Here is a 19,320-nt window from a genome sequence, read left to right as displayed (position 1 = left end):
CCCCGGCGGCGGCCCCCGGGCAACGCAGAAGCCCCGTAGGTCGATGACCTACGGGGCTTCTGTCTTGTGCGCGAGGGGGGATTTGAACCCCCACGTCCCGAAGGACACTGGCACCTGAAGCCAGCGCGTCTGCCGTTCCGCCACTCGCGCAAGAGTGGTGTGCTGGGCTCTCTCACTGGTTTGTGTGAGCGCCTGGCGACATCCGGAAGATTAGCACGGTGCCCAGGGTGGATTCACATCCGATTTGTTTCGCGGAGCCGACGAGCGAACAGGGAACGGAAGGCGGCCTCCCCCCACTCCTCCAGGGTGCACCCCGGGTGCGGGACACTGTCAGGAGGCCGCCTCTACGATCCGTGTGAGAGGTGACACTCATCGACGGGGCAGACAAGGGGAACCAGCCGATTTCCCGACGCGTGGATACGATCAGTAAGCAGTACCAGGACCGCAACGACCGAGGAGGTGCCCCATGGGAGTCATGAAGCGTTTCGAGCAGCGTCTCGAAGGTCTGGTCAACGGCACCTTCGCCAAGGTCTTCAAGTCCGAGGTCCAGCCGGTCGAGATCGCGGGCGCCCTTCAGCGGGAGTGCGACAACAACGCCACGATCTGGAACCGCGAGCGAACGGTCGTTCCCAACGACTTCATCGTCGAGCTCAGCGCGCCCGACTTCGAGCGCCTGAGCCCGTACTCCGGCCAGCTCGGCGACGAGCTGTCCGGCCTGGTCCGCGACTACGCCAAGCAGCAGCGCTACACCTTCATGGGCCCCATCAAGGTCCACCTGGAGAAGGCGGACGACCTCGACACCGGTCTGTACCGGGTGCGCAGCCGCACTCTCGCGTCGAGTACGTCACAGTCCCCCGAGCGCGCCGCTGCCGGCCCCGCGGCCCCCGCCGCCCCCCAGGGCGGCGCCCGCGGCGGCTACGGCTACCCGCCGACCGGCGCACCTCCCATGCCGGCGGCCCCGCCGCCCGGCCTGTCCCAGGACCGGCGCCCCAGTCCCGCAGCGGACCGGCGCCCGCCGGGCCCCGGCCCCATGCCGGGCGCCCAAGTACGACGCTGGATCGAGATCAACGGCACCCGCCATCAGATCTCCCGCCCGACGTTGGTGCTGGGTCGCAGCACCGACGCCGACGTGCGGATCGACGACCCCGGCGTATCGCGCCGGCACTGTGAGATCCGGACCGGAACGCCCTCGACGATCCAGGATCTCGGGTCTACCAACGGCATCGTGGTAGACGGGCAGCACACCACCCGCGCTACGCTCCGCGACGGCTCGCGGATCGTCGTGGGCAGCACCACCATCGTTTACCGGCAAGCCGAAGGGTGAAGCGGGGGCAATGTCAGAGCTGACCCTTACGGTCATGCGGCTAGGATTCCTGGCTGTTCTGTGGCTGTTCGTCATCGTGGCCGTCCAGGTCATCCGTAGCGACCTGTTCGGTACGCGCGTCACGCAGCGCGGCTCACGCCGCAATGCCGACGCACGTCCGCAGCAGGCGCGCCAGCAAGCGGCACCACCGCAACAGCGCCAGCAGCCCGCGGGCCGCCAGCGCCGCGGGGCGCCGACCAAACTCGTCGTGTCCGAAGGCATCCTCACCGGCACCACGGTGGCGTTGCAGGGCCAGACGATCACGCTGGGCCGTGCGCACGACTCCACGATCGTGCTGGACGACGACTACGCGTCCAGCAGGCATGCCAGGATCTACCCGGACCGTGACGGCCAGTGGATCGTCGAGGATCTCGGGTCCACCAACGGCACATATCTCGACCGGACCCGACTCACCACCCCGACACCGATTCCGCTGGGCGCGCCGATCCGCATCGGCAAGACCGTCATCGAGCTGCGGAAGTAGTACGACAATGAGCGAGCGGAGCGAGCGAGCCGCAGCGGTCCCGACAGCGGACCGGGACGGGCTCCCGACCGGAGGGTGGGCAGTGTGGCTCGAGACCGGCTGTACCCCGAACCGACGGGCGAGGTGCGCATGAGTCTGTCTCTGCGCTTCGCCGCCGGATCGCACAAGGGCATGATCCGGGAGGGTAACGAGGACTCCGGCTACGCCGGCCCCCGCCTCCTGGCCATCGCCGACGGCATGGGCGGCCAGGCCGCCGGCGAGGTGGCCTCCTCGGAGGTCATCTCCACCCTCGTCACGCTCGACGACGACGTGCCCGGCTCGGACATCCTCACGTCGCTCGGTACGGCCGTGCAGCGCGCCAACGACCAGCTCCGGCTGATGGTCGAGGAGGACCCCCAGCTCGAGGGCATGGGCACCACGCTCACTGCCCTCCTCTGGACCGGCCAGCGCCTCGGACTCGTGCACGTCGGCGACTCGCGCGCCTATCTGCTGCGCGACGGCGTACTGACCCAGATCACCCAGGACCACACCTGGGTGCAGCGACTGGTCGACGAGGGCCGGATCACCGAAGAGGAAGCCACCACTCACCCGCAGCGCTCCCTGCTGATGCGCGCGCTGGGCAGTGGCGACCATGTCGAGCCCGACCTCTCCATCCGTGAGGTCAGGGCCGGCGACCGGTATCTGATCTGCTCCGACGGACTGTCGGGCGTCGTCTCCCACCAGACAATGGAGGAGACCCTCGCCAGCTATCAGGGCCCGCAGGAAACCATTCAGGACCTGATCCAGCTTGCCCTGCGCGGCGGCGGTCCCGACAACATCACCTGCATCGTCGCCGACGTCCTGGACACGGACACCAACGACACCCTGGCCGCCCAGCTCAACGACACCCCGGTCGTCGTCGGAGCGGTCGCCGAGAACCAGCTCCAGCTGAACGACAACGGCGCCATGCAGACTCCGGCGGGACGCGCCGCCGGCCTCGGCCGGCCCGTCCCCCCGCAGCCCGGCGGCTTCGGCCCGCCCGGCAGCGGCGACGGCGCGGGCTACGGCGGGATGCCGCCCGAAGGCAGCTTCGGGGCATACACCGACGACGACTTCAGCAAGCCGTCCGGCGGCCGCAAGTGGCTGAAGAGATCGTTCTACATCGTGCTCGCGCTGGCCGTCATCGGCGGCGGTCTGTACGGCGGTTACCGCTGGACCCAGACCCAGTACTTCGTCGGATCCAACGACGAGCACGTCGCGCTTTACCAGGGGATCAGCCAGGACCTGGCCTGGGTCTCGCTCTCGAAGGTCGAGGAGGACCACCCCGAGATCGAACTCAAGTACCTCCCGCCCTACCAGCGCAAGCAGGTGGAGGCCACGATCACCGAGGACAGCCTCGGCGCGGCGCGCAAGAAGATCAACGGGCTCGCCGACCAGGCGGCCGCCTGCAAGAAGGACGAGCAGCGCCGTGAGGCCGCCGATCGTGCGAGCACTCCGCCGCCCGGCGAGGGCGAGGCCGGTGGCGCCATCGGCAAGCCCGCGACCCAGAATGCCAAGACCAAGCCGACCGCAGCTACTCCCACTCCGAGTCCCAGCCTCTCGGAGGAGGAGCAGAAGCTGGCCTCGAACTGCGGAAAGCAGTAATCGGCCGTAGGGGGCCTTCTCCACCATGAGCGTTGTCACCAACACCACTACGATCGGCGCAATCGAAGCACCGAGCCGTCGCAACACCGAGCTGATGCTGCTCGCGTTCGCCGTTGTCATTCCGGTGTTCGCGTACGTCAATGTGGGTCTCGCCATCGATGGCGAACTGCCCACCGGAGTGCTCGGGTACGGGCTCGGCCTCGGACTGCTCGCCGGCGTGGCGCACATCGTGGTGCGCCGGTTCGCCAAGTACGCCGACCCGCTGCTGCTGCCGTTGGCGACGCTGCTCAACGGCCTCGGCCTGGTGATGATCTGGCGGCTCGACCAGTCCCAGCGACTGATCGAGCGCATCGAGTCCAGGTTCGGTCCCGGCTCCTTCAGCCCCGACGCCCCCAAGCAGCTGATGTACTCGGCAATCGGCATCGCCCTTTTCGTCGGCGTGCTCATGGTGCTGAAGGACCACCGCATCCTGCAGCGCTACACCTACATCTCGATGGCGGTGGCCCTGGTCCTGCTGATCCTGCCGGTGTTCTTCCCGGCGGTGAACGGCGCAAAGATCTGGATCAGTCTCGGCCCCTTCACCATCCAGCCCGGCGAGTTCGCGAAGATCATCATCGCGATCTTCTTCTCCGGCTATCTGATGGTGAAGCGGGACGCCCTGGCACTCGCCAGCCGCCGCTTCATGGGGCTCTACCTTCCGCGCGGCCGCGACCTCGGACCGATCGTGGTCGTCTGGGCGATGTCGATCCTCATCCTGGTCTTCGAGACCGACCTGGGCACCTCGCTGCTGTTCTTCGGCCTCTTCGTGATCATGCTGTACGTCGCCACCGAGCGCACCAGCTGGATCGTCTTCGGCCTCGTGATGTCCGCGGTCGGCGCGGTCGGCGTCGCCACCTTCGAACCCCACGTCCAGCAGCGCGTGGAGTTCTGGCTCAACCCGTTCGCCGACAAGACCTGGGAGCAGAGCGACCAGATCGGCCAGGCCCTGATGTCCTTCGGTTCCGGCGGTGTCCTCGGCACCGGCCTCGGCCAGGGCAACTCCGACCTGATCGGCTTCGCCGCCAACTCCGACTTCATCCTCTCCAGCTTCGGTGAGGAGTTCGGTCTCGCCGGGATGATGGCCTTCCTGCTGATCTACGGCCTGATCGTGGAGCGCGGCGTACGTACCGCTCTCGCCGCCCGCGACCCCTTCGGCAAGCTGCTGGCGATCGGCCTCTCGGGCGCCTTCGCCATCCAGGTCTTCGTGGTCGCCGGCGGTGTGATGGGCCTCATCCCGCTGACCGGTATGACGATGCCGTTCGTCGCGTACGGCGGTTCGTCCGTGCTCGCCAACTGGGCCCTGATCGCCATCCTGATCCGTATCAGCGACACCGCGCGCCGTCCCGCTCCCGCGCCCGCTCCGTCCCCCGACGCCGAGATGACCCAGGTGGTCCGACCGTGAACAAGCCCCTGCGCCGGATCGCGATCTTCTGCGGCCTCCTCGTCCTCGCACTGCTGGTGCGCACCAACTGGCTGCAGTACGTCGAGGCCGAAACGCTCAATACGCACACGCGGAACAAGCGGGTCCAGATCGAGCGGTACGCCGCCGAGCGCGGCAACATCATCGTCGACGGCAAGCCCATCACCGGCTCCGTCGACTCGAACGACACGTACTTCAAGTTCAAGCGCACCTACGTCGACGGCCCCATGTGGGCCCCGGTGACCGGGTACGCCTCGCAGGCCTACGACGCCAACCAGATCGAGAAGATCGAGGACGGCATCCTCACCGGCAACAGCGACCAGCTCTTCTTCGACCGCACGATGGCGATGTTCACCGGGGAGAAGAAGGTGGGCGGCAACGTCGTCACCACCCTCAACGGTGCCGCGCAGAAGGCCGCCTTCGAGCGTCTCGGCTCGAAGAAGGGTGCCGTCGCGGCCATCGAGCCCAAGACCGGCAAGATCCTCGCGCTCGCCTCCACCCCTTCGTACGACCCCGCCAGCTTCGCCGGCTACTCCGGCAAGGACGAGAAGGCGTGGCTGGCACTGGAGCGGGACAAGGACAAGCCGAAGCTGAACCGCGCGCTGCGCGAGGTCTATCCGCCCGGATCCACCTTCAAGGTGCTCACCGCGGCAGCGGCCCTCGAGCACGGCAAGGTCGACGACATCAACGCGCCGACGGACACCGAAGAGCCGTACATCCTGCCCAACACGCGCACGAAGATGGTCAACCACGCGCAGGGCTGCGAGAACGCCACCCTGAACGACGCGATGAAAGTCTCCTGCAACTCGGTCTTCGCCAAGCTCGGTGACAAGGTCGGCCGGGACAACATGGTGGAGACGGCCGAGAAGTTCGGCTTCAACGCCGAGCAGTTCACACCGGTCCGCTCCGCCGCCTCCGTCTACGACACGAAGATGGACCGCCCCGGCAACGCGCTGTCCTCGATCGGCCAGTTCAACACCGCCACCACTCCCCTCCAGATGGCCATGGTCACCGCCGCGATCGCCAACGACGGCAAGCTGATGAAGCCGTACATGATCGACTCTCTGGAGTCGCCCAGCCTGGACCCCATCAAGCAGAACGAGCCGGAGGAGATGAGCCAGCCGCTCTCCGCGAAGAACGCGCAGCTCCTCCAGCAGATGATGGAGAACGTCGTCGAGAACGGCACCGGCAGCAACGCTCGGATGGGTGACGGCATCACGGTCGGCGGCAAGACCGGCACCGCCCAGCACGGCGAGAACAACAGCAAGAACCCGTATGCGTGGTTCATCTCGTACGCGAAGACGGACAGCGGATCGCCCGTCGCCGTGGCGGTCGTCGTGGAGGACAGCGACGCCAGCCGCGACGACATTTCCGGCGGTGGTCTGGCCGCCCCGATCGCCAAGGCTGTGATGCAGGCGGTCATCGACAGCAAGAAGTGACACGGATCACGCCCGGCGCCCATACCTGCACATTGCTATACCGGTCAGGTATCAGCTGACGGTTGCGGTCGGATCCGGCCGGGCGTGCCCGGTAGCGTATGCGCGAACAGCACACCGCCGGAACACACACGGGTGCGGTCGGGACTGACGGAGAGGGCTGGAACAGTATGGAAGAGCCGCGTCGCCTCGGCGGCCGGTACGAACTGGGCTCGGTGCTCGGCCGCGGTGGCATGGCTGAGGTCTACCTCGCCCACGACACCCGGCTCGGCCGCACCGTCGCCGTGAAGACGCTGCGGGCCGACCTCGCCCGTGACCCGTCCTTCCAGGCCCGGTTCCGCCGTGAGGCCCAGTCGGCCGCCTCGCTCAACCACCCGGCGATCGTCGCGGTCTACGACACCGGCGAGGACTACGTCGACAACATCTCCATCCCGTACATCGTGATGGAGTACGTCGACGGCTCCACTCTGCGTGAGCTTCTGCACTCGGGGCGCAAGCTGCTGCCCGAGCGCACGCTGGAGATGACCATCGGCATCCTCCAGGCGCTCGAGTACTCGCACCGCAACGGCATCGTGCACCGCGACATCAAGCCGGCGAACGTCATGCTGACGCGCACCGGCCAGGTCAAGGTCATGGACTTCGGCATCGCGCGTGCGATGGGCGACTCCGGTATGACGATGACGCAGACCGCGGCCGTCATCGGCACCGCCCAGTACCTCTCCCCGGAGCAGGCCAAGGGCGAACAGGTCGATGCGCGCTCCGACCTGTACTCCACCGGCTGTCTGCTCTACGAGCTCCTCACCGTCCGTCCCCCCTTCGTGGGCGACTCCCCGGTGGCGGTGGCCTACCAGCACGTACGGGAAGAGCCGCAGCCGCCCAGCAACTTCGACCCCGAGATCACGCCCGAAATGGACGCCATTGTCCTGAAGGCCCTGGTCAAGGACCCCGACTACCGCTACCAGTCGGCCGACGAGATGCGCGCGGACATCGAGGCCTGCCTCGACGGCCAGCCGGTCGCGGCGACGGCGGCGATGGGCGCGGCCGGTTACGGCGGCGGATACGCCCCGGAGGACCGACCGACCACGGCACTGCGCCAGGCCGACCCGGCCGGCCAGACCTCGATGCTCCCACCGGTGAACCCCGAGGACGGCGGCTACGACGGTTACGACGACCGTCCGGACCGCCGTCGGCAGAAGAAATCGAACACCTCGACGATTCTGCTGGTGCTCGCGGGCATCCTGGTGCTGGTCGGGGCGGTGCTGATCGGCAGGGCGGTCTTCGACAACGACGGCGGCGCAAACGGGAGCGTGCCCGTGCCGCAACTCGTGGGAAAGCCCTTCCAGGAAGCTCGGAAGCTCGCGGAGAACGCGCGGGTCAAGGTCACCCAGTCGGGCACGGACCGCTGCGAAGAGGCCAAGGGCAGCATCTGCCGCCAGACTCCTGAGGGCGGCGAGATGGAGGAAGGCGAGACCATCGAGGTCGTCGTCTCCGAGGGCGCCCCCCTGGTCGAGGTCCCCGACGTGGTCGGTCAGCAGGTGGAGCGGGCGACGGAGAACCTCGAGAAGAAGGACTTCACGGTCAAGATCGTGGAGGTCGAGTCCTCCGAGCAGGAGCCCGGCGAGGTCATCTCGCAGAGCCCGGACGGCAACTCCAGGACCGAGCAGAAGACCGAAGTCACCCTCAAGGTGGCCAAGAAGTCCACGCGCGAGGTGCCCGACGTGGTCGGCCAGCAGTTCGACGCCGCCAAGAGCCAGCTCGAAACACTCGCCTTCACGGTCGCCCGCGTCGACGTCGACTCGGAAAAGCCGCTGGGTGAGGTCGTCGCGCAGTCCCCGACGGGCAACTCCAACGCGGAGAAGGGCAGCCAGGTGACGCTGCAGGTCTCCAAGGGCCCGCAGCAGACACAGGTCCCGGTTCCCGAGGTCAGGACCAGGAGCGTCGCCGAGGCCAAGCAGATCCTGGCCCAGAACGGCTTCACGAACATCCAGTTCGCGCCGGGCAGCTCTCAGGACGACAACGCGCTCGTCACGGCCATGGACCCGCAGCCCAACACACCGGTGGACCCGGCGACCACGACGATCACTCTCACCACCTTCGGTGGTGGCGGGAACAACGGTGGTCAGAACGGCGGCGGGAACGGCGGCGGAATCATCGGCGGCGCGGTCGGGGACAGCGACTGATCTTTCTCCGCTCTCTCTCGCACACGGCACAGCGAGAAGCCCCGGCACCCACCAAGGGTGCCGGGGCTTCCGTCGTCCGTACCGCACACACCTGCGTGCCGTGCTGCGTGTGCGCGCCGTGCGTGTGCGCGCCGTACGTGCCGGCTAGCGCAGCTCCGCCGGCAGCGTGCGCTCCTTGTCGACCTTCTCCGTGCGCTCCAGCTCACCCCACACGATGTACCGGTAGTCCGAGGTGTAGACAGGCGTACACGTCGTCAGCGTGATGTAGCGGCCCGGCTTCTTCTTCCCCGACTCCTTCGGGACCGGCTGCAGGACATCCACGTTGTACTTCGAGGTCTCCGGAAGCCTGTTGTAGACCTTGTAGACGTACCAGGTGTCCCGCGTCTCGAAGACGATCGGATCGCCGTCCTTGAGCTTGTGGATGTTGTGGAATTTCGCGCCGTGCCCGTCCCGGTGCGCGGCCAGCGTGAAGTTCCCCTTCTTCTCCCAGGGGAGCGCCGACTTGATGGGGTCGGTGTAGTAGCCGGCGATGCCGTTGTTGAGGCCCTCGGCGTCAGTGCCCTGCTTCACCAGCACCTCGCCGCCACTCATGGCGGGTACATGGAGGAAGCCGATACCGTCCTTGGTGTCGAGCGCGCCAGGACCGCTGTTCGCCCAGTCGTTGCGCATCCGGTCACCCTGCTTGGCGGCCTCACGGTCGGCAAGAACGTTCGTCCACCACAGCGAGTAGACGACGAAGAGCCCCAGCACCACACCTGCGGTGATCAGCAGCTCGCCGAAGACGCTGATGGCGCCGGCGATCCGGCTTCGTGCACGTGCCACTGCACCTGTTCCCGTCTTGAAGCTTGAAGTCCCTCGGTGTGTCAGCGTCTCAGCCGACGAGCGCGTCCGGTTTTCCCTTGCTGCGCGGCCGTTCCTCGACCATCTTGCCCCACACGATCATTCGATACGTACTCGTGAACTCGGGCGTACACGTCGTGAGCGTGATGTACCGGCCCGGCCCGGTGAAGCCGGAGCCCGGCGGCACCGCACCGATCACGGAGACGTTCGAGGGTGCCGTCTGGGGGAGGATGTTCGCCATCTCGTACGTGTAGTAGGCGTCCTGCGTCTCCACCACGATCGGGTCACCCGGCTCGAGGTGGTTGATGTAGCGGAACGGTTCGCCGTGGGTGTTGCGGTGCCCGGCGACCGCGAAGTTGCCCTTCTTGTCCGCGGGCATCGCGGTCTTGAGCTGCCCCTCGGCGTAGTGGCCGACCATGCCGCGGTCGAGGACCTTGGGCTTGCTGATGCCCTCGGCGATCGGGACGACAACATCCAGTTTGGGGATGTGCATGATGGCGAATCCCTGACCGGGCTCGAACGCACCCGGCGTCCGGCCCTTCGCCCATTCCTCCTGGATCTTGTTCGTCTCCTGGCTGGCCTGCTGCCCGGCGAGGATGTTCGTCCACCAGAGCTGGTACGTGACGAACAGCAGCATCAAGACGCCGAAGGTGATGAAGAGTTCACCGGTCACGCGGCTGGCGATGACTGCGGGGCTGTCTTTCTGCGCACGCGCCGCACGGCGGGCCTCGACGCGCGAAAGAGGCCTGGCGGGGGCCGCCGAGGCATGGGAGGCGGCAGTGGCTCCTGAGACCCCGGGAACGGGCTCAGGACGCCTACGGCCGCGCCCCTTGGCCGCCCTGCGGCGCTCGGCACGGCCGGGACCGGCAGGGGTCTCCACCGCGCGCCGGGTGTCCGACGTACGGAGGGCTACGGTCTCGTCGTCCGGAACGGGTACGGGATCGGAGACCACTGTCGGCTCGGGAACAGACCCCCGAACGAACTCGGAAGCGAGTTCGGGAACCGACTCGGCTGCCGGACGCGGTATCCGCTGCGTTGCCGGGGCAGGAGCCGGGGCCGGCTCCGCGTACCAGTCCCGCTGATAGCCCTCCGGGTCGTACCACTCCTGGGGCTGATGCTGAGGTTGGGGCTGATGCTGGTGGGACTGTTGCTGGTGGGACTGTTGCTGGTGGGACTGTTGCTGGTGGGGCTGATGCTGGTGGGGCTGATGCTGAGCTTGGGGCTCCAGCGCCTCGGGCTCTTGCACATTCGCCGCCCGGAACCACGGCGAACCGTGCTCCCCCGGCGGCAGCGGATCCGTCAGCGGGTCGTACTCGTCCTCGGGGCGCGGGGCACTCACGCCACGGCCTTGCCCACCACCGGTGCGAGCCCCGCCGACCGCCCGACCGCCCCGGTGTCGCCGCACTGCTCCAGCCAGTTGGCGAGCATCAGATGGCCGTGCTCGGTGAGGACCGACTCGGGATGGAACTGCACGCCCTCGACGGCCAGTTCACGGTGCCGCAGCCCCATGATGATGCCGTCGGCCGTACGAGCCGTGACCTCCAGCTCGTCCGGCAGCTCCGCCGGCTCGGCCGCCAGCGAGTGGTAGCGGGTCGCGGTGAAGGGCGAAGGCAGCCCGGCGAAGACGCCCTTGCCCTCGTGCGTGACCAGCGAGGTCTTGCCGTGCAGCAGCTCGGGGGCACGGCCCACCACACCGCCGTACGCCACCGCCATCGACTGCATGCCCAGGCAGACACCGAAAACGGGGACGCCCGTCTCGGCGCAGTGGCGCACCATCTCGACGCACACACCGGCCTGCTCGGGCGCGCCGGGGCCGGGAGACAGCAGCACCCCGTCGAAGCCGTCCTGCGCATGTTCCAGGGCCACCTCGTCGTTGCGCCGGACCTCGCACTCCGCGCCGAGCTGGTACAGGTACTGCACGAGGTTGAAAACGAAGCTGTCGTAGTTGTCGACGACGAGGATGCGCGCGCTCATCCGCCCGCCCCCGACCCGTCGACCGTTACATCGTTGAACGGAAGCAGCGGCTCCGCCCACGGGAAGACGTACTGGAACAGCACGTAGACGACCGCCAGGAGCAGCACGAGCGAGATGAACGCCCGCACCCATGCGTTGCCCGGCATACGCCGCCAGATCCAGCCGTACATGCTGTCCCTTTCCGTTTGGTACGGCACCAGACTAAAGGGCCGCAGGGGCACATGGGTCAGCTGTGCAAAGCTTGCGGTTTGCCGTCCGTCACAGGCTGGGTGGCGTCCAGATGCGCCCAGACGATGAGCCGGTGGCTGCTGCCCCACTCCGGCTCGCAGGTGGTCAGCGTCAGATAGCGTCCAGGACCGTCGAATCCGGCCTTGTCCGGGACGGGATCGATGACGCCGACATCGCTGGGGACGGTCCGGTAGGGCCTGTTGTCGATGCGGTACGTGAACCAGGTCGTCCCGTCCGTCAGCACGACCGCGTCCCCGGGGCGCAGCTTGGGGAAGTCCTTGAAGGGATCGCCGTAGGTGCGGCGGTGGCCGGCCACCGAGAAGTTGCCGCTCTCGCCGAGCGCGGCGGTCGAGGCGTAGTGCCCGAGACCCTTCTTCAGGGTGCCCACCTCGGTGCCTTCCAGGACCGGCCAGTCCCAGCCCTTGCCGAAGCGCGGGACGTACATGAGGGCGAAGGGCCTGCCGTCCCGGTACGCCTTCGGGGCAGGGGCAGGGGCAGGCGCAGGGGCGGTGGCGGGTGCGCGCGTCGGGGCGGGCTTCGGTGTCGTCGTGTGCTCCGGAACGGGGGCCGCGACCGTGCCCTGCGACCACTGGTTCCGGAGCTGGTCGATCTGGCCGGCCGCCGCGCTGTCGGCCTTGACCCCGGTCCAGAACAGCACGTACACGACAAAGAGCACGATCACCGTGCCGACGGTGATGCAGAGTTCGCTGAAGGTCCTGACGATCAGTCGCACCGACACCGACACCGACATCGCCCGGCCCCTCCCGGATGGCTACTGCACGGGCTTCGCGTAGTGGAGATCCACTGTGCCCGAGTAGCCGGGAAGAGTCACCGCATCGCGCTCGTCCACTTTCCAGCCGAGGCCGTAGGCCTTCACATACAGCTGGTAGTTCTGGATCGCCGGGGATTCGGCGAGCGCCTTCGTGAGCGCGTCCCGGTCACCGACCGCCGTGATCTTGTACGGCGGCGAGTAGACCCGCCCCTGGAGGATCAGCGTGTTGCCCACGCAGCGCACGGCGCTGGTGGAGATCAGCCGCTGGTCCATGACCTGGATGCCCTTGGCGCCGCCCTGCCAGAGGGCATTCACGACGGCTTGCAGGTCCTGCTGGTGGATGACCAGGTCATTGGCCTGCGGCTCCGGGTAGCCCGGGGCCGCCTGGGCATTCGGCGGGGCGTCGTTCAGGGTGACGGTGAGGGCCTCGCCGCTGAGCTTCTGGGTTCCCGCGGCTTTCTCCAGGGCACCCAGCTTCGCGTCCTCGGCCTTGGTGGAGCCGTCGTCGCGCTGGGCGAGAGTGTCCACGTCCTCGCGCACCGCCGCGGTGGACTCGTCGAGGTCGCCGTTCTTCTCGCTGCGCTGCTTGATCAGGTCGGAAAGCTTCAGCAGCGAGTCGTCAGTGCGTAGATTGGTGCCCTTGGCGGTGTTGAAGCTGGTCACGAAGATCAGGCCGGCAAGGGCGAATACGGCAGCCGTGAGCAGCCGGACCGGACGCCATCGGGACGGGCGAACGGGCCCTTGGGAGGAGTCGGCAGAATTGCTCAACGTACCCTTATCTCCTTCGGCGCCGCGGAAGCACTACGCTAACGGACGCCCGGGGGAGGCAGTGTTCCCCCTCACGCCAGCCCCGGCGCCAGCCACAGTTCCCTGCGCGGTCACGCAGCGCATCGACAGGAGAGTCCCTCGTGCCGAAGTCACGTATCCGCAAGAAGGCCGATTTCACACCGCCGCCGGCTTCCAAGCAGGCGACCAGCATCAAGCTGACCAGCCGCAGCTGGGTCGCCCCGGTGATGCTCGCGCTGTTCCTGATCGGACTTGCCTGGATCGTCCTCTTCTATGTGACCGAGGGCGACCTTCCGATCAAGAGCTTCGGCAACTGGAACATCGTTGCCGGCTTCGGCTTCATCGCCGCCGGCTTCGGCGTCTCCACTCAGTGGAAGTAGCTGTTCCACAGGTCGGCCGTCAAGCCTTGCCCTGAGGTTATCCACAGCGTTGTCCACAGTGGGGAAAAGGTCAGACGATCTGTGGATAACTCTCGGAGCGTTGACGCCGGTGTGACTACATCGGCCATGTTGATGAAACGGCCCGCCCCTTGTCCTTGCTGGGGAAACCCAGCACGGTGACAAGGGGCACGCATGTTCCCCACAGCATGCACAAGATCCAGCACACACTGTGGACAACTTTGGGGAAAGCTCACGCTCAGGTGAGCGAGGCGGTCCTGGCCACCACGAGGGTGACAGTCGCCAGAAGAACCAGGGCACAGGTGCCGAACTGCACCAGGTTCCGTCGCGCGCTCGGCGCGTAGACCATGCCGAGCGTGACGAGCGCACCGGCGACAAGCCCGCCGATATGCGCCTCCCAGGAGATGTTGTCCCAGGTGAAGGTGAAGAACAGGCTGAGTGCGAGCAGTGCGATGACCGGCCGCATGTCGAGGTTCGAGCGTCGCACCAGCACGGCGAAAGCACCCATCAGGCCGTAGATGGCGCCGGAGGCGCCCAGCGAGGGCTGGTTCGGAGCGGCGATCAGATAGGCGAGAGCGCTGCCGCCAAGCCCCGAGAGCAGATAGACGGCGAGATAGCGGGCCCGGCCGAGCTCCGGCTCCACGAGTCTGCCCAGGAACCACAGGCTCAGCAGGTTGAACAGGATGTGCTGTACCTGCTCATGGAGAAACGCCGCGGTGAGCAGCCGGTACCACTCGTTGTCCGCCACTCCGACGGTTTCGCCGCCGAGCTGGGGATTGCGGGCATATCCGATCAGCTCCATCTCCGCGACGAACCGGTCGCCGAGCACAAGCACCATGACGAACACCGCGGCATTGATCGCGATAAGGATCTTGGTGACCAGGAAGGGGTCGGCCGCGATGGTGCCGCCGGCAATCGTCCGCGGCTGGTTCGCGGTCGGCGCGTGCCCCGTACCGGACCCGGTGCGTACGCACTGGGGGCACTGGAACCCCACCGACGCGTCGACCATGCAGTCCGTGCAGATCGGCCGCTCGCAGCGGGTGCAGGTGATGCCCGTCTCGCGGCCCGGATGCCGGTAACAGCTGGGCAGGCCCTGTGTGCCCTGCGGCTCCTGCGGACTGCCCGACTGGTCCATGAGGTCCCCTCAATCTCCCGAACTCGACACATCGCCCCGTCCATCCTTACGGACGGACGGGGCGAATTGGTTCCCCTGACGACACTGGCGGCCCTGCATGCCCTGCATGCCCTGGGGGACCTGGGGCCTTGGGGAACCTGGGGATCAGGCCTCGCGGGTCTCGATGACGACGGACTCGATCACGACGTCGTTGACCGGGCGGTCGGTGCGCGGGTTGGTCTGCGTGCCCACGATGGCGTCCACGACCTTCTTGCCGGCCTCGTTGGAGACCTCACCGAAGATGGTGTGCTTACGGGTCAGCCAGGCGGTGGGCGACACGGTGATGAAGAACTGGGAGCCGTTGGTGCCCGGGCCGGCGTTGGCCATGGCCAGCAGGTACGGCTTGTCGAAGCCGAGGTCGGGGTGGAACTCGTCCTGGAACTCGTAGCCCGGGCCGCCGGTGCCGTTGCCCAGCGGGTCCCCGCCCTGGATCATGAAGCCGCTGATCACGCGGTGGAAGACCGTGCCGTCGTACAGCTTGTCCGTGGACTTCTTGCCGGTCGCCGGGTGGGTCCAATCCCGCTCGCCCTTGGCGAGCTCTACGAAGTTCTTGACCGTCTTGGGCGCGTGGTTCGGCAGAAGCCGGATCTCGATGTCGCCTTGGTTGGTCTTCAAGGTGGCGTAAAGCTGCTCGGCCACGATCTGCCTTCCGTAAGTCTTCGCTGACGTCTCACGATCCTCGCACGGAAGAGCCGCCCACGGAGAAAAGGCGCCAAGCGGCCGCCGTAGCGGCGCATTGCACGGCAAACCGTGGCATCGTCGTCCGCAAAGGTCCCTACATGACCCGGATGCCCGCCCCACATGCCGAGGCAGCTCTCAACAGGCATGATTTTCAATCGGGTGGAAAGGCGAAACTGTGTCCATCTGGGGATAAACCCTCAGCACCCCAGAACGCCACCGAGGAGGAGGATCCTGTGACCCGCAAGGACAGCGTGCGCGCCGCGACCAGCACGGCGAAGGACAGCGTGCGGCACGCCGCGGAAGTGGTGGCGCCCTACGCCGACACGGCCAAGGACCAGGCCGCGCATTATGCGCACGAAGCTCGCGTACGGCTCGCACCCAAAGTCTCGAAGGCCGCCTCTCAGGCACGTGTCCAGTACGACGCGCGTGTCGCGCCGCATGTGCCGCCGAAGGTCGACGAGGCCGCACACCGAGCCGCGGTTCAGGCTCGTAGGGCCGCTCGTCAGGCGGCGGATTACACCGTTCCGCGTTACGAGCACGCGGTGGCCGTCGCTCAGCCCGTAAGGGAAGAGGCTGCGGCCCGCTCCGCTGCCGCTCTGGCCGCGCTGCGCGGACAGGTGACGGCGAAGGATATTCAGAAGCTGGTGAGGAAGCACGAGCGGCGGTCCAGGGCCGGCCGTATCGCCAAGGGCCTCGCGGTCATCGGTGTACTGGTCGGCGGAGCTTTCGCCGCCTGGAAGTGGTGGGACAAGCAGGCCAACCCCGATTGGCTGGTGGAACCGCCCGCTGCCACGGAGGTCTCCGACCGCGCACCGCTGGCGTCCGTCGACGGCAGTCCGGAGTCGCTCGATCCCGACGTACAGGCCAAGCAGGCCGAGGCGGAGGCTACGGACCGCGACGACCGTCGCTGATCGCATACCGCCCGTGAGGCCACGGGTGCCGGGAGACGTGAGTACTCCCGGCGCCTCACGCTGCGGTGAGCACGGTGAGCACTGGGTCCGCGACGGGGGCGGACTCGGCAGCGGGGCCGGCGGCGGGGGCGGGGCCGGCAGCTGTGGCCGAGGCCGAGCTCGGTGAGGCGTCGGCGCTGTCGGCGTCGACAGCGGGCAGGTGCCGGGTGGCGGGTGACGAGCCGTGCGCTTCCGCGTGGATGCGCTGCTTGATCGTGGGCGGCAGCGACCTGTCGCGCGCCGTCGGATTCCATCGCATACTCTGCCGCGTACTTTGAGCGGGTACGAACGCCCGAACGGCTTGTGCACGCGGCGTGCTCGGCTCGTCCGGCGTCTGCTGTACGGCCGGGGCGGGCTGCTGGGCCGCGGCGGCGGTGGTGAGCCCCACCGAGGCAAGCAGGGCAAAGAACGCGGTGATGAATGCGCTCCACAGATTTTTGACCTTGAAGGCGGCCATGACCCCTCGCTTTCGGGTTGAGCGATCTACATACCTTCCTCATGATGTGGACGCATCTCGAGAAGTGGGGGAGCGACGCCGCCGCTGCACAGTTCTTCTGATGAACACCACCCGGACGGCCCAGTCCGCGGGCCCGTGCCGACCGGCAGGAGGGGCCGTACGACCGCTTCCGATGCCCGACGAGGCAGTGCCGGATGTCCGGTCAGAAGCGGGGGCCTGGCACAAAAAAAAGACCCCTCCAACCGCGTTACCGCAGGTCAGAGGGGTCTGATCAAGTGGAGCCTAGGGGAGTCGAACCCCTGACATCTGCCATGCAAAGACAGCGCTCTACCAACTGAGCTAAGGCCCCGCAAGGTGGGTACGACCGAGCAGAAACGTGCCTCGGCCACCGCCGCAGACCAGAGTACCGGGTGACCCCCGTAATCCTGCAAAAGGATTGGGACTCCCGGTCGGCGACCACGCTCCGTAAGATGCTCGTCGTGGTTCGCAGCAGCGAAGCCCGCTTGGGGAAGCGATGGGGAGACGCACATGGACGCGACACAGCAGGAAACGACCGCCAGAGCCAGAGAACTGCAGCGCAGCTGGTACGGAGAGCCGCTGGGGGCGCTCTTCCGTCGGCTCATCGATGACCTGGGTCTCAACCAGGCGCGGCTCGCGGCAGTGCTCGGGTTGTCGGCTCCGATGCTCTCCCAGCTGATGAGTGGTCAGCGTGCCAAGATCGGCAACCCCGCTGTGGTCCAGCGCGTGCAGGCGCTGCAAGAGCTGGCGAGCCTGGTCGCCGACGGCAGCGTCAGTGCGGTCGAGGCCACCGGCCGGATGGACGAGATCAAGAAGTCCCAGGGCGGCTCGGTCCTGACCGGCACCAGCCAGAGCACGAGCAGCTCGGGTGCGCCGACGGTGCGCCGTGTCGTGCGCGAGATCCAGTCACTGTTGCGCTCGGTGTCCGCCGCCGGCGACATCATCGATGCGGCGGACTCGCTCGCCCCGAGCCACCCCGAACTGGCAGAGTTCCTCCGGGTGTACGGTGCCGGGCGCACCGCGGACGCGGTCGCGCACTACGAAGCGCACCAGAGCTGACCGAGGCAGAGCGCCTCACAAGGGAACGGGGAGCGAGCGCAGCACAATGGGTGAGGTCTTCGCTGGTCGGTACGAACTGATCGACCCGATCGGACGCGGTGGTGTCGGCGCGGTATGGCGCGCCTGGGACCACCGGCGCCGCCGCTATGTGGCGGCCAAGGTCCTGCAGCAGAGTGATGCGCACACCCTGCTGCGCTTCGTTCGCGAACAGGCACTGCGGATCGATCATCCTCATGTCCTCGCCCCGGCCAGCTGGGCCGCAGACGACGACAAGGTGCTGTTCACCATGGATCTGGTGAGCGGCGGGTCGCTGGCCCATGTCATCGGTGACTACGGTCCGCTGCCTCCCCGTTTCGTCTGCACCCTGCTCGATCAGCTGTTGTCCGGACTGGCCGCGGTGCATGCGGAAGGAGTTGTGCACCGCGACATCAAGCCGGCCAACATCCTGCTGGAGGCCACCGGGACCGGGCGGCCGCATCTGCGGCTGTCCGACTTCGGGATCTCTATGCGCAAGGGCGAGCCACGCCTGACCGAGACCAACTATGTGGTGGGCACGCCCGGTTATTTCGCACCCGAGCAGATGCTGGGCGCGGAGCCGGACTTCACGGCCGATCTCTTCGCGGTCGGTCTGGTCGCGCTCTATCTGCTCCAGGGCAAGAAGCCCGACTCCCAGGCTCTGGTCGAACGATTCGTCAACATCGGCACCCCCGGCGCTCCCCAGGGCATCCCGGAGCCGCTGTGGCAGGTTCTCGCCGGTTTGCTGCAGCCGGACCCGCAGGCCCGGTTCCGTACTGCCACGGGGGCACGCAAGGCGCTCACCGCGGCCGTCGAGATGCTTCCCGAAACCGGCGCCGACGAAGAACCGGTCGAGGTCTTCGACCAGATCGGCCCGCTCCCCGCCGGATTCGGCCCCTCCGGCCCCGCAACGGACCCGCAGGCAGTCGCACACGCCCCCGTGCAGCAGCCGCTCCCGCCTTCGGAGACGGGAAGTTTCCACCTGGCCCCACCACCGCAGCAGCCTTCCCTGCAGCAGCACGTACAGCCGCATGTACAGCAGCCCGCACAACTGCCGCACGCGGCCCAGCCGTCCACTCCTGCCCCCCTGCCGGTGCCCACGGAGCCCACGCCCACTCCTACTCCCACTCCCGTACCAGCGCACAGCGCGCCCCCCCTCCATGCCCCCGCGCATCAGCAGCCGGCGCAGCCTTCGCAGTCCCAGACCACCGCTCCGACCGCTCCCACCGCCCCGGTGCAGTACGAACCAGCTCTTACTCGTGCTTACACCGCCCAGAGCCCGCAGGTTCCACTCGGGCACGCACCGATTTCGCCGACGGCCCCGGGCAAGCGAACGGGACCGCCCCCGAAGGTTGCGGTCCCGGTGCTGCTCGTTGCGCTGCTCTGTTTCGCGGTCGGCATCTGGGCACTGACCCAGTCCTGA

At 67.5% G+C, this 19,320-nt stretch carries 19 protein-coding genes and 2 tRNA genes; 10 read left to right on the top strand and 11 right to left on the bottom strand.

What is annotated here, in order from left to right:
- Window positions 1-67: 67 nt before the first annotated feature.
- Window positions 68-150 (bottom strand) — tRNA-Leu (locus tag OG883_RS32180).
- 316 nt (window positions 151-466) lie between these two features.
- Here OG883_RS32180 and OG883_RS32175 point away from each other — a divergent pair.
- The 6 genes from OG883_RS32175 to pknB all read left to right on the top strand — a co-directional run bounded on the left by OG883_RS32175 (window position 467) and on the right by pknB (window position 8,545).
- On the top strand, window positions 467-1,324 hold the full coding sequence (locus tag OG883_RS32175; protein ID WP_266548229.1) for a DUF3662 and FHA domain-containing protein: 858 nt from the start codon (window positions 467-469) through the stop codon (window positions 1,322-1,324).
- 10 nt (window positions 1,325-1,334) lie between these two features.
- Window positions 1,335-1,847 carry an FHA domain-containing protein gene (locus OG883_RS32170; protein WP_266548226.1) on the top strand — a complete coding sequence of 171 codons (513 nt, stop codon included), beginning with the start codon at window positions 1,335-1,337 and terminating at the stop codon, window positions 1,845-1,847.
- Window positions 1,848-1,976: 129 nt separating this feature from the next.
- Window positions 1,977-3,470 (top strand): PP2C family serine/threonine-protein phosphatase, encoded by a 1,494-nt coding sequence (locus OG883_RS32165; protein ID WP_266548223.1) that lies wholly within the window; start codon window positions 1,977-1,979, stop codon window positions 3,468-3,470.
- Between the two features lie 25 nt (window positions 3,471-3,495).
- A complete protein-coding gene (locus OG883_RS32160) occupies window positions 3,496-4,911 on the top strand; it encodes an FtsW/RodA/SpoVE family cell cycle protein (protein WP_266548221.1) in 1,416 nt (471 codons plus the stop codon).
- Entirely contained in the window at window positions 4,908-6,368 is a 1,461-nt protein-coding gene (locus OG883_RS32155) for a penicillin-binding protein 2 (RefSeq protein WP_266548218.1), read from the top strand. Before OG883_RS32160 ends, OG883_RS32155 begins: the two co-directional genes overlap by 4 nt.
- A gap of 167 nt (window positions 6,369-6,535) precedes the next feature.
- Entirely contained in the window at window positions 6,536-8,545 is a 2,010-nt protein-coding gene (gene pknB, locus OG883_RS32150; protein WP_266548215.1) for a Stk1 family PASTA domain-containing Ser/Thr kinase, read from the top strand.
- Window positions 8,546-8,689: 144 nt separating this feature from the next.
- Here pknB and OG883_RS32145 read toward each other — a convergent pair whose 3' ends face one another.
- The 6 genes from OG883_RS32145 to OG883_RS32120 are packed head-to-tail and all read right to left on the bottom strand — an operon-like array spanning window position 8,690 to window position 13,127.
- Entirely contained in the window at window positions 8,690-9,367 is a 678-nt protein-coding gene (locus tag OG883_RS32145; protein WP_266548212.1) for a class E sortase, read from the bottom strand.
- A 49-nt stretch (window positions 9,368-9,416) separates the two neighbouring features.
- A complete protein-coding gene (locus OG883_RS32140) occupies window positions 9,417-10,724 on the bottom strand; it encodes a class E sortase (protein ID WP_266548209.1) in 1,308 nt (435 codons plus the stop codon).
- Window positions 10,721-11,359, bottom strand: a complete 639-nt coding sequence (locus OG883_RS32135) for an aminodeoxychorismate/anthranilate synthase component II (RefSeq protein ID WP_266548206.1) — start codon at window positions 11,357-11,359, stop codon at window positions 10,721-10,723. The genes OG883_RS32140 and OG883_RS32135 overlap by 4 nt, the downstream gene beginning before the upstream one ends.
- Window positions 11,356-11,529, bottom strand: coding sequence for a hypothetical protein (locus OG883_RS32130; protein WP_266548203.1), 174 nt, complete (start codon window positions 11,527-11,529; stop codon window positions 11,356-11,358). Before OG883_RS32130 ends, OG883_RS32135 begins: the two co-directional genes overlap by 4 nt.
- A 56-nt stretch (window positions 11,530-11,585) precedes the next feature.
- A complete protein-coding gene (locus OG883_RS32125; RefSeq protein WP_266549644.1) occupies window positions 11,586-12,326 on the bottom strand; it encodes a class E sortase in 741 nt (246 codons plus the stop codon).
- 33 nt (window positions 12,327-12,359) lie between these two features.
- Window positions 12,360-13,127, bottom strand: coding sequence for a DUF881 domain-containing protein (locus OG883_RS32120; RefSeq protein WP_266548201.1), 768 nt, complete (start codon window positions 13,125-13,127; stop codon window positions 12,360-12,362).
- A 140-nt stretch (window positions 13,128-13,267) separates the two neighbouring features.
- Between OG883_RS32120 and crgA the strand changes: the two genes are divergently transcribed.
- Window positions 13,268-13,525, top strand: coding sequence for a cell division protein CrgA (crgA, locus tag OG883_RS32115; protein ID WP_142214706.1), 258 nt, complete (start codon window positions 13,268-13,270; stop codon window positions 13,523-13,525).
- A 256-nt stretch (window positions 13,526-13,781) separates the two neighbouring features.
- On the opposite strand, the gene OG883_RS32110 is transcribed toward crgA, so the two are convergent.
- Together OG883_RS32110 and OG883_RS32105 are read right to left on the bottom strand one after the other, a co-directional pair.
- A complete protein-coding gene (locus OG883_RS32110; protein ID WP_266548198.1) occupies window positions 13,782-14,678 on the bottom strand; it encodes a rhomboid family intramembrane serine protease in 897 nt (298 codons plus the stop codon).
- A gap of 144 nt (window positions 14,679-14,822) precedes the next feature.
- A complete protein-coding gene (locus tag OG883_RS32105; RefSeq protein ID WP_266548196.1) occupies window positions 14,823-15,356 on the bottom strand; it encodes a peptidylprolyl isomerase in 534 nt (177 codons plus the stop codon).
- A gap of 275 nt (window positions 15,357-15,631) precedes the next feature.
- On the opposite strand from OG883_RS32105, the gene OG883_RS32100 reads away from it, so the two are divergent.
- Entirely contained in the window at window positions 15,632-16,309 is a 678-nt protein-coding gene (locus tag OG883_RS32100) for a DUF5324 family protein (RefSeq protein WP_266548193.1), read from the top strand.
- Between the two features lie 55 nt (window positions 16,310-16,364).
- On the opposite strand, the gene OG883_RS32095 is transcribed toward OG883_RS32100, so the two are convergent.
- Together OG883_RS32095 and OG883_RS32090 are read right to left on the bottom strand one after the other, a co-directional pair.
- Window positions 16,365-16,805, bottom strand: a complete 441-nt coding sequence (locus OG883_RS32095; protein WP_266548190.1) for a DUF6344 domain-containing protein — start codon at window positions 16,803-16,805, stop codon at window positions 16,365-16,367.
- A 276-nt stretch (window positions 16,806-17,081) separates the two neighbouring features.
- Window positions 17,082-17,154: transfer RNA gene (locus tag OG883_RS32090), tRNA-Ala, on the bottom strand.
- Window positions 17,155-17,333: 179 nt separating this feature from the next.
- Between OG883_RS32090 and OG883_RS32085 the strand changes: the two genes are divergently transcribed.
- Together OG883_RS32085 and OG883_RS32080 are read left to right on the top strand one after the other, a co-directional pair.
- Entirely contained in the window at window positions 17,334-17,882 is a 549-nt protein-coding gene (locus OG883_RS32085) for a DNA-binding protein (protein ID WP_266548188.1), read from the top strand.
- A gap of 46 nt (window positions 17,883-17,928) precedes the next feature.
- Window positions 17,929-19,320: a serine/threonine-protein kinase gene (locus OG883_RS32080; RefSeq protein WP_266548178.1), complete on the top strand. Its 1,392-nt coding sequence runs from the start codon at window positions 17,929-17,931 to the stop codon at window positions 19,318-19,320.

The organism is Streptomyces sp. NBC_01142 (assembly GCF_026341125.1).
Lineage (GTDB): Bacteria > Actinomycetota > Actinomycetes > Streptomycetales > Streptomycetaceae > Streptomyces.
This window is presented reverse-complemented; position numbering and strand designations above follow the sequence as displayed.

Coding starts and splice junctions, on each gene's coding strand:
- OG883_RS32175 (WP_266548229.1), top strand. CDS start 467: ATGGGAGTCATGAAGCGTTTCGAGCAGCGTCTCGAAGGTCTGGTCAAC.
- OG883_RS32170 (WP_266548226.1), top strand. CDS start 1,335: ATGTCAGAGCTGACCCTTACGGTCATGCGGCTAGGATTCCTGGCTGTT.
- OG883_RS32165 (WP_266548223.1), top strand. CDS start 1,977: ATGAGTCTGTCTCTGCGCTTCGCCGCCGGATCGCACAAGGGCATGATC.
- OG883_RS32160 (WP_266548221.1), top strand. CDS start 3,496: ATGAGCGTTGTCACCAACACCACTACGATCGGCGCAATCGAAGCACCG.
- pknB (WP_266548215.1), top strand. CDS start 6,536: ATGGAAGAGCCGCGTCGCCTCGGCGGCCGGTACGAACTGGGCTCGGTG.
- OG883_RS32135 (WP_266548206.1), bottom strand. CDS start 11,359: ATGAGCGCGCGCATCCTCGTCGTCGACAACTACGACAGCTTCGTTTTC.
- OG883_RS32130 (WP_266548203.1), bottom strand. CDS start 11,529: ATGTACGGCTGGATCTGGCGGCGTATGCCGGGCAACGCATGGGTGCGG.
- OG883_RS32110 (WP_266548198.1), bottom strand. CDS start 14,678: ATGGACCAGTCGGGCAGTCCGCAGGAGCCGCAGGGCACACAGGGCCTG.
- OG883_RS32095 (WP_266548190.1), bottom strand. CDS start 16,805: ATGGCCGCCTTCAAGGTCAAAAATCTGTGGAGCGCATTCATCACCGCG.
- OG883_RS32085 (WP_266548188.1), top strand. CDS start 17,334: ATGGACGCGACACAGCAGGAAACGACCGCCAGAGCCAGAGAACTGCAG.
- OG883_RS32080 (WP_266548178.1), top strand. CDS start 17,929: ATGGGTGAGGTCTTCGCTGGTCGGTACGAACTGATCGACCCGATCGGA.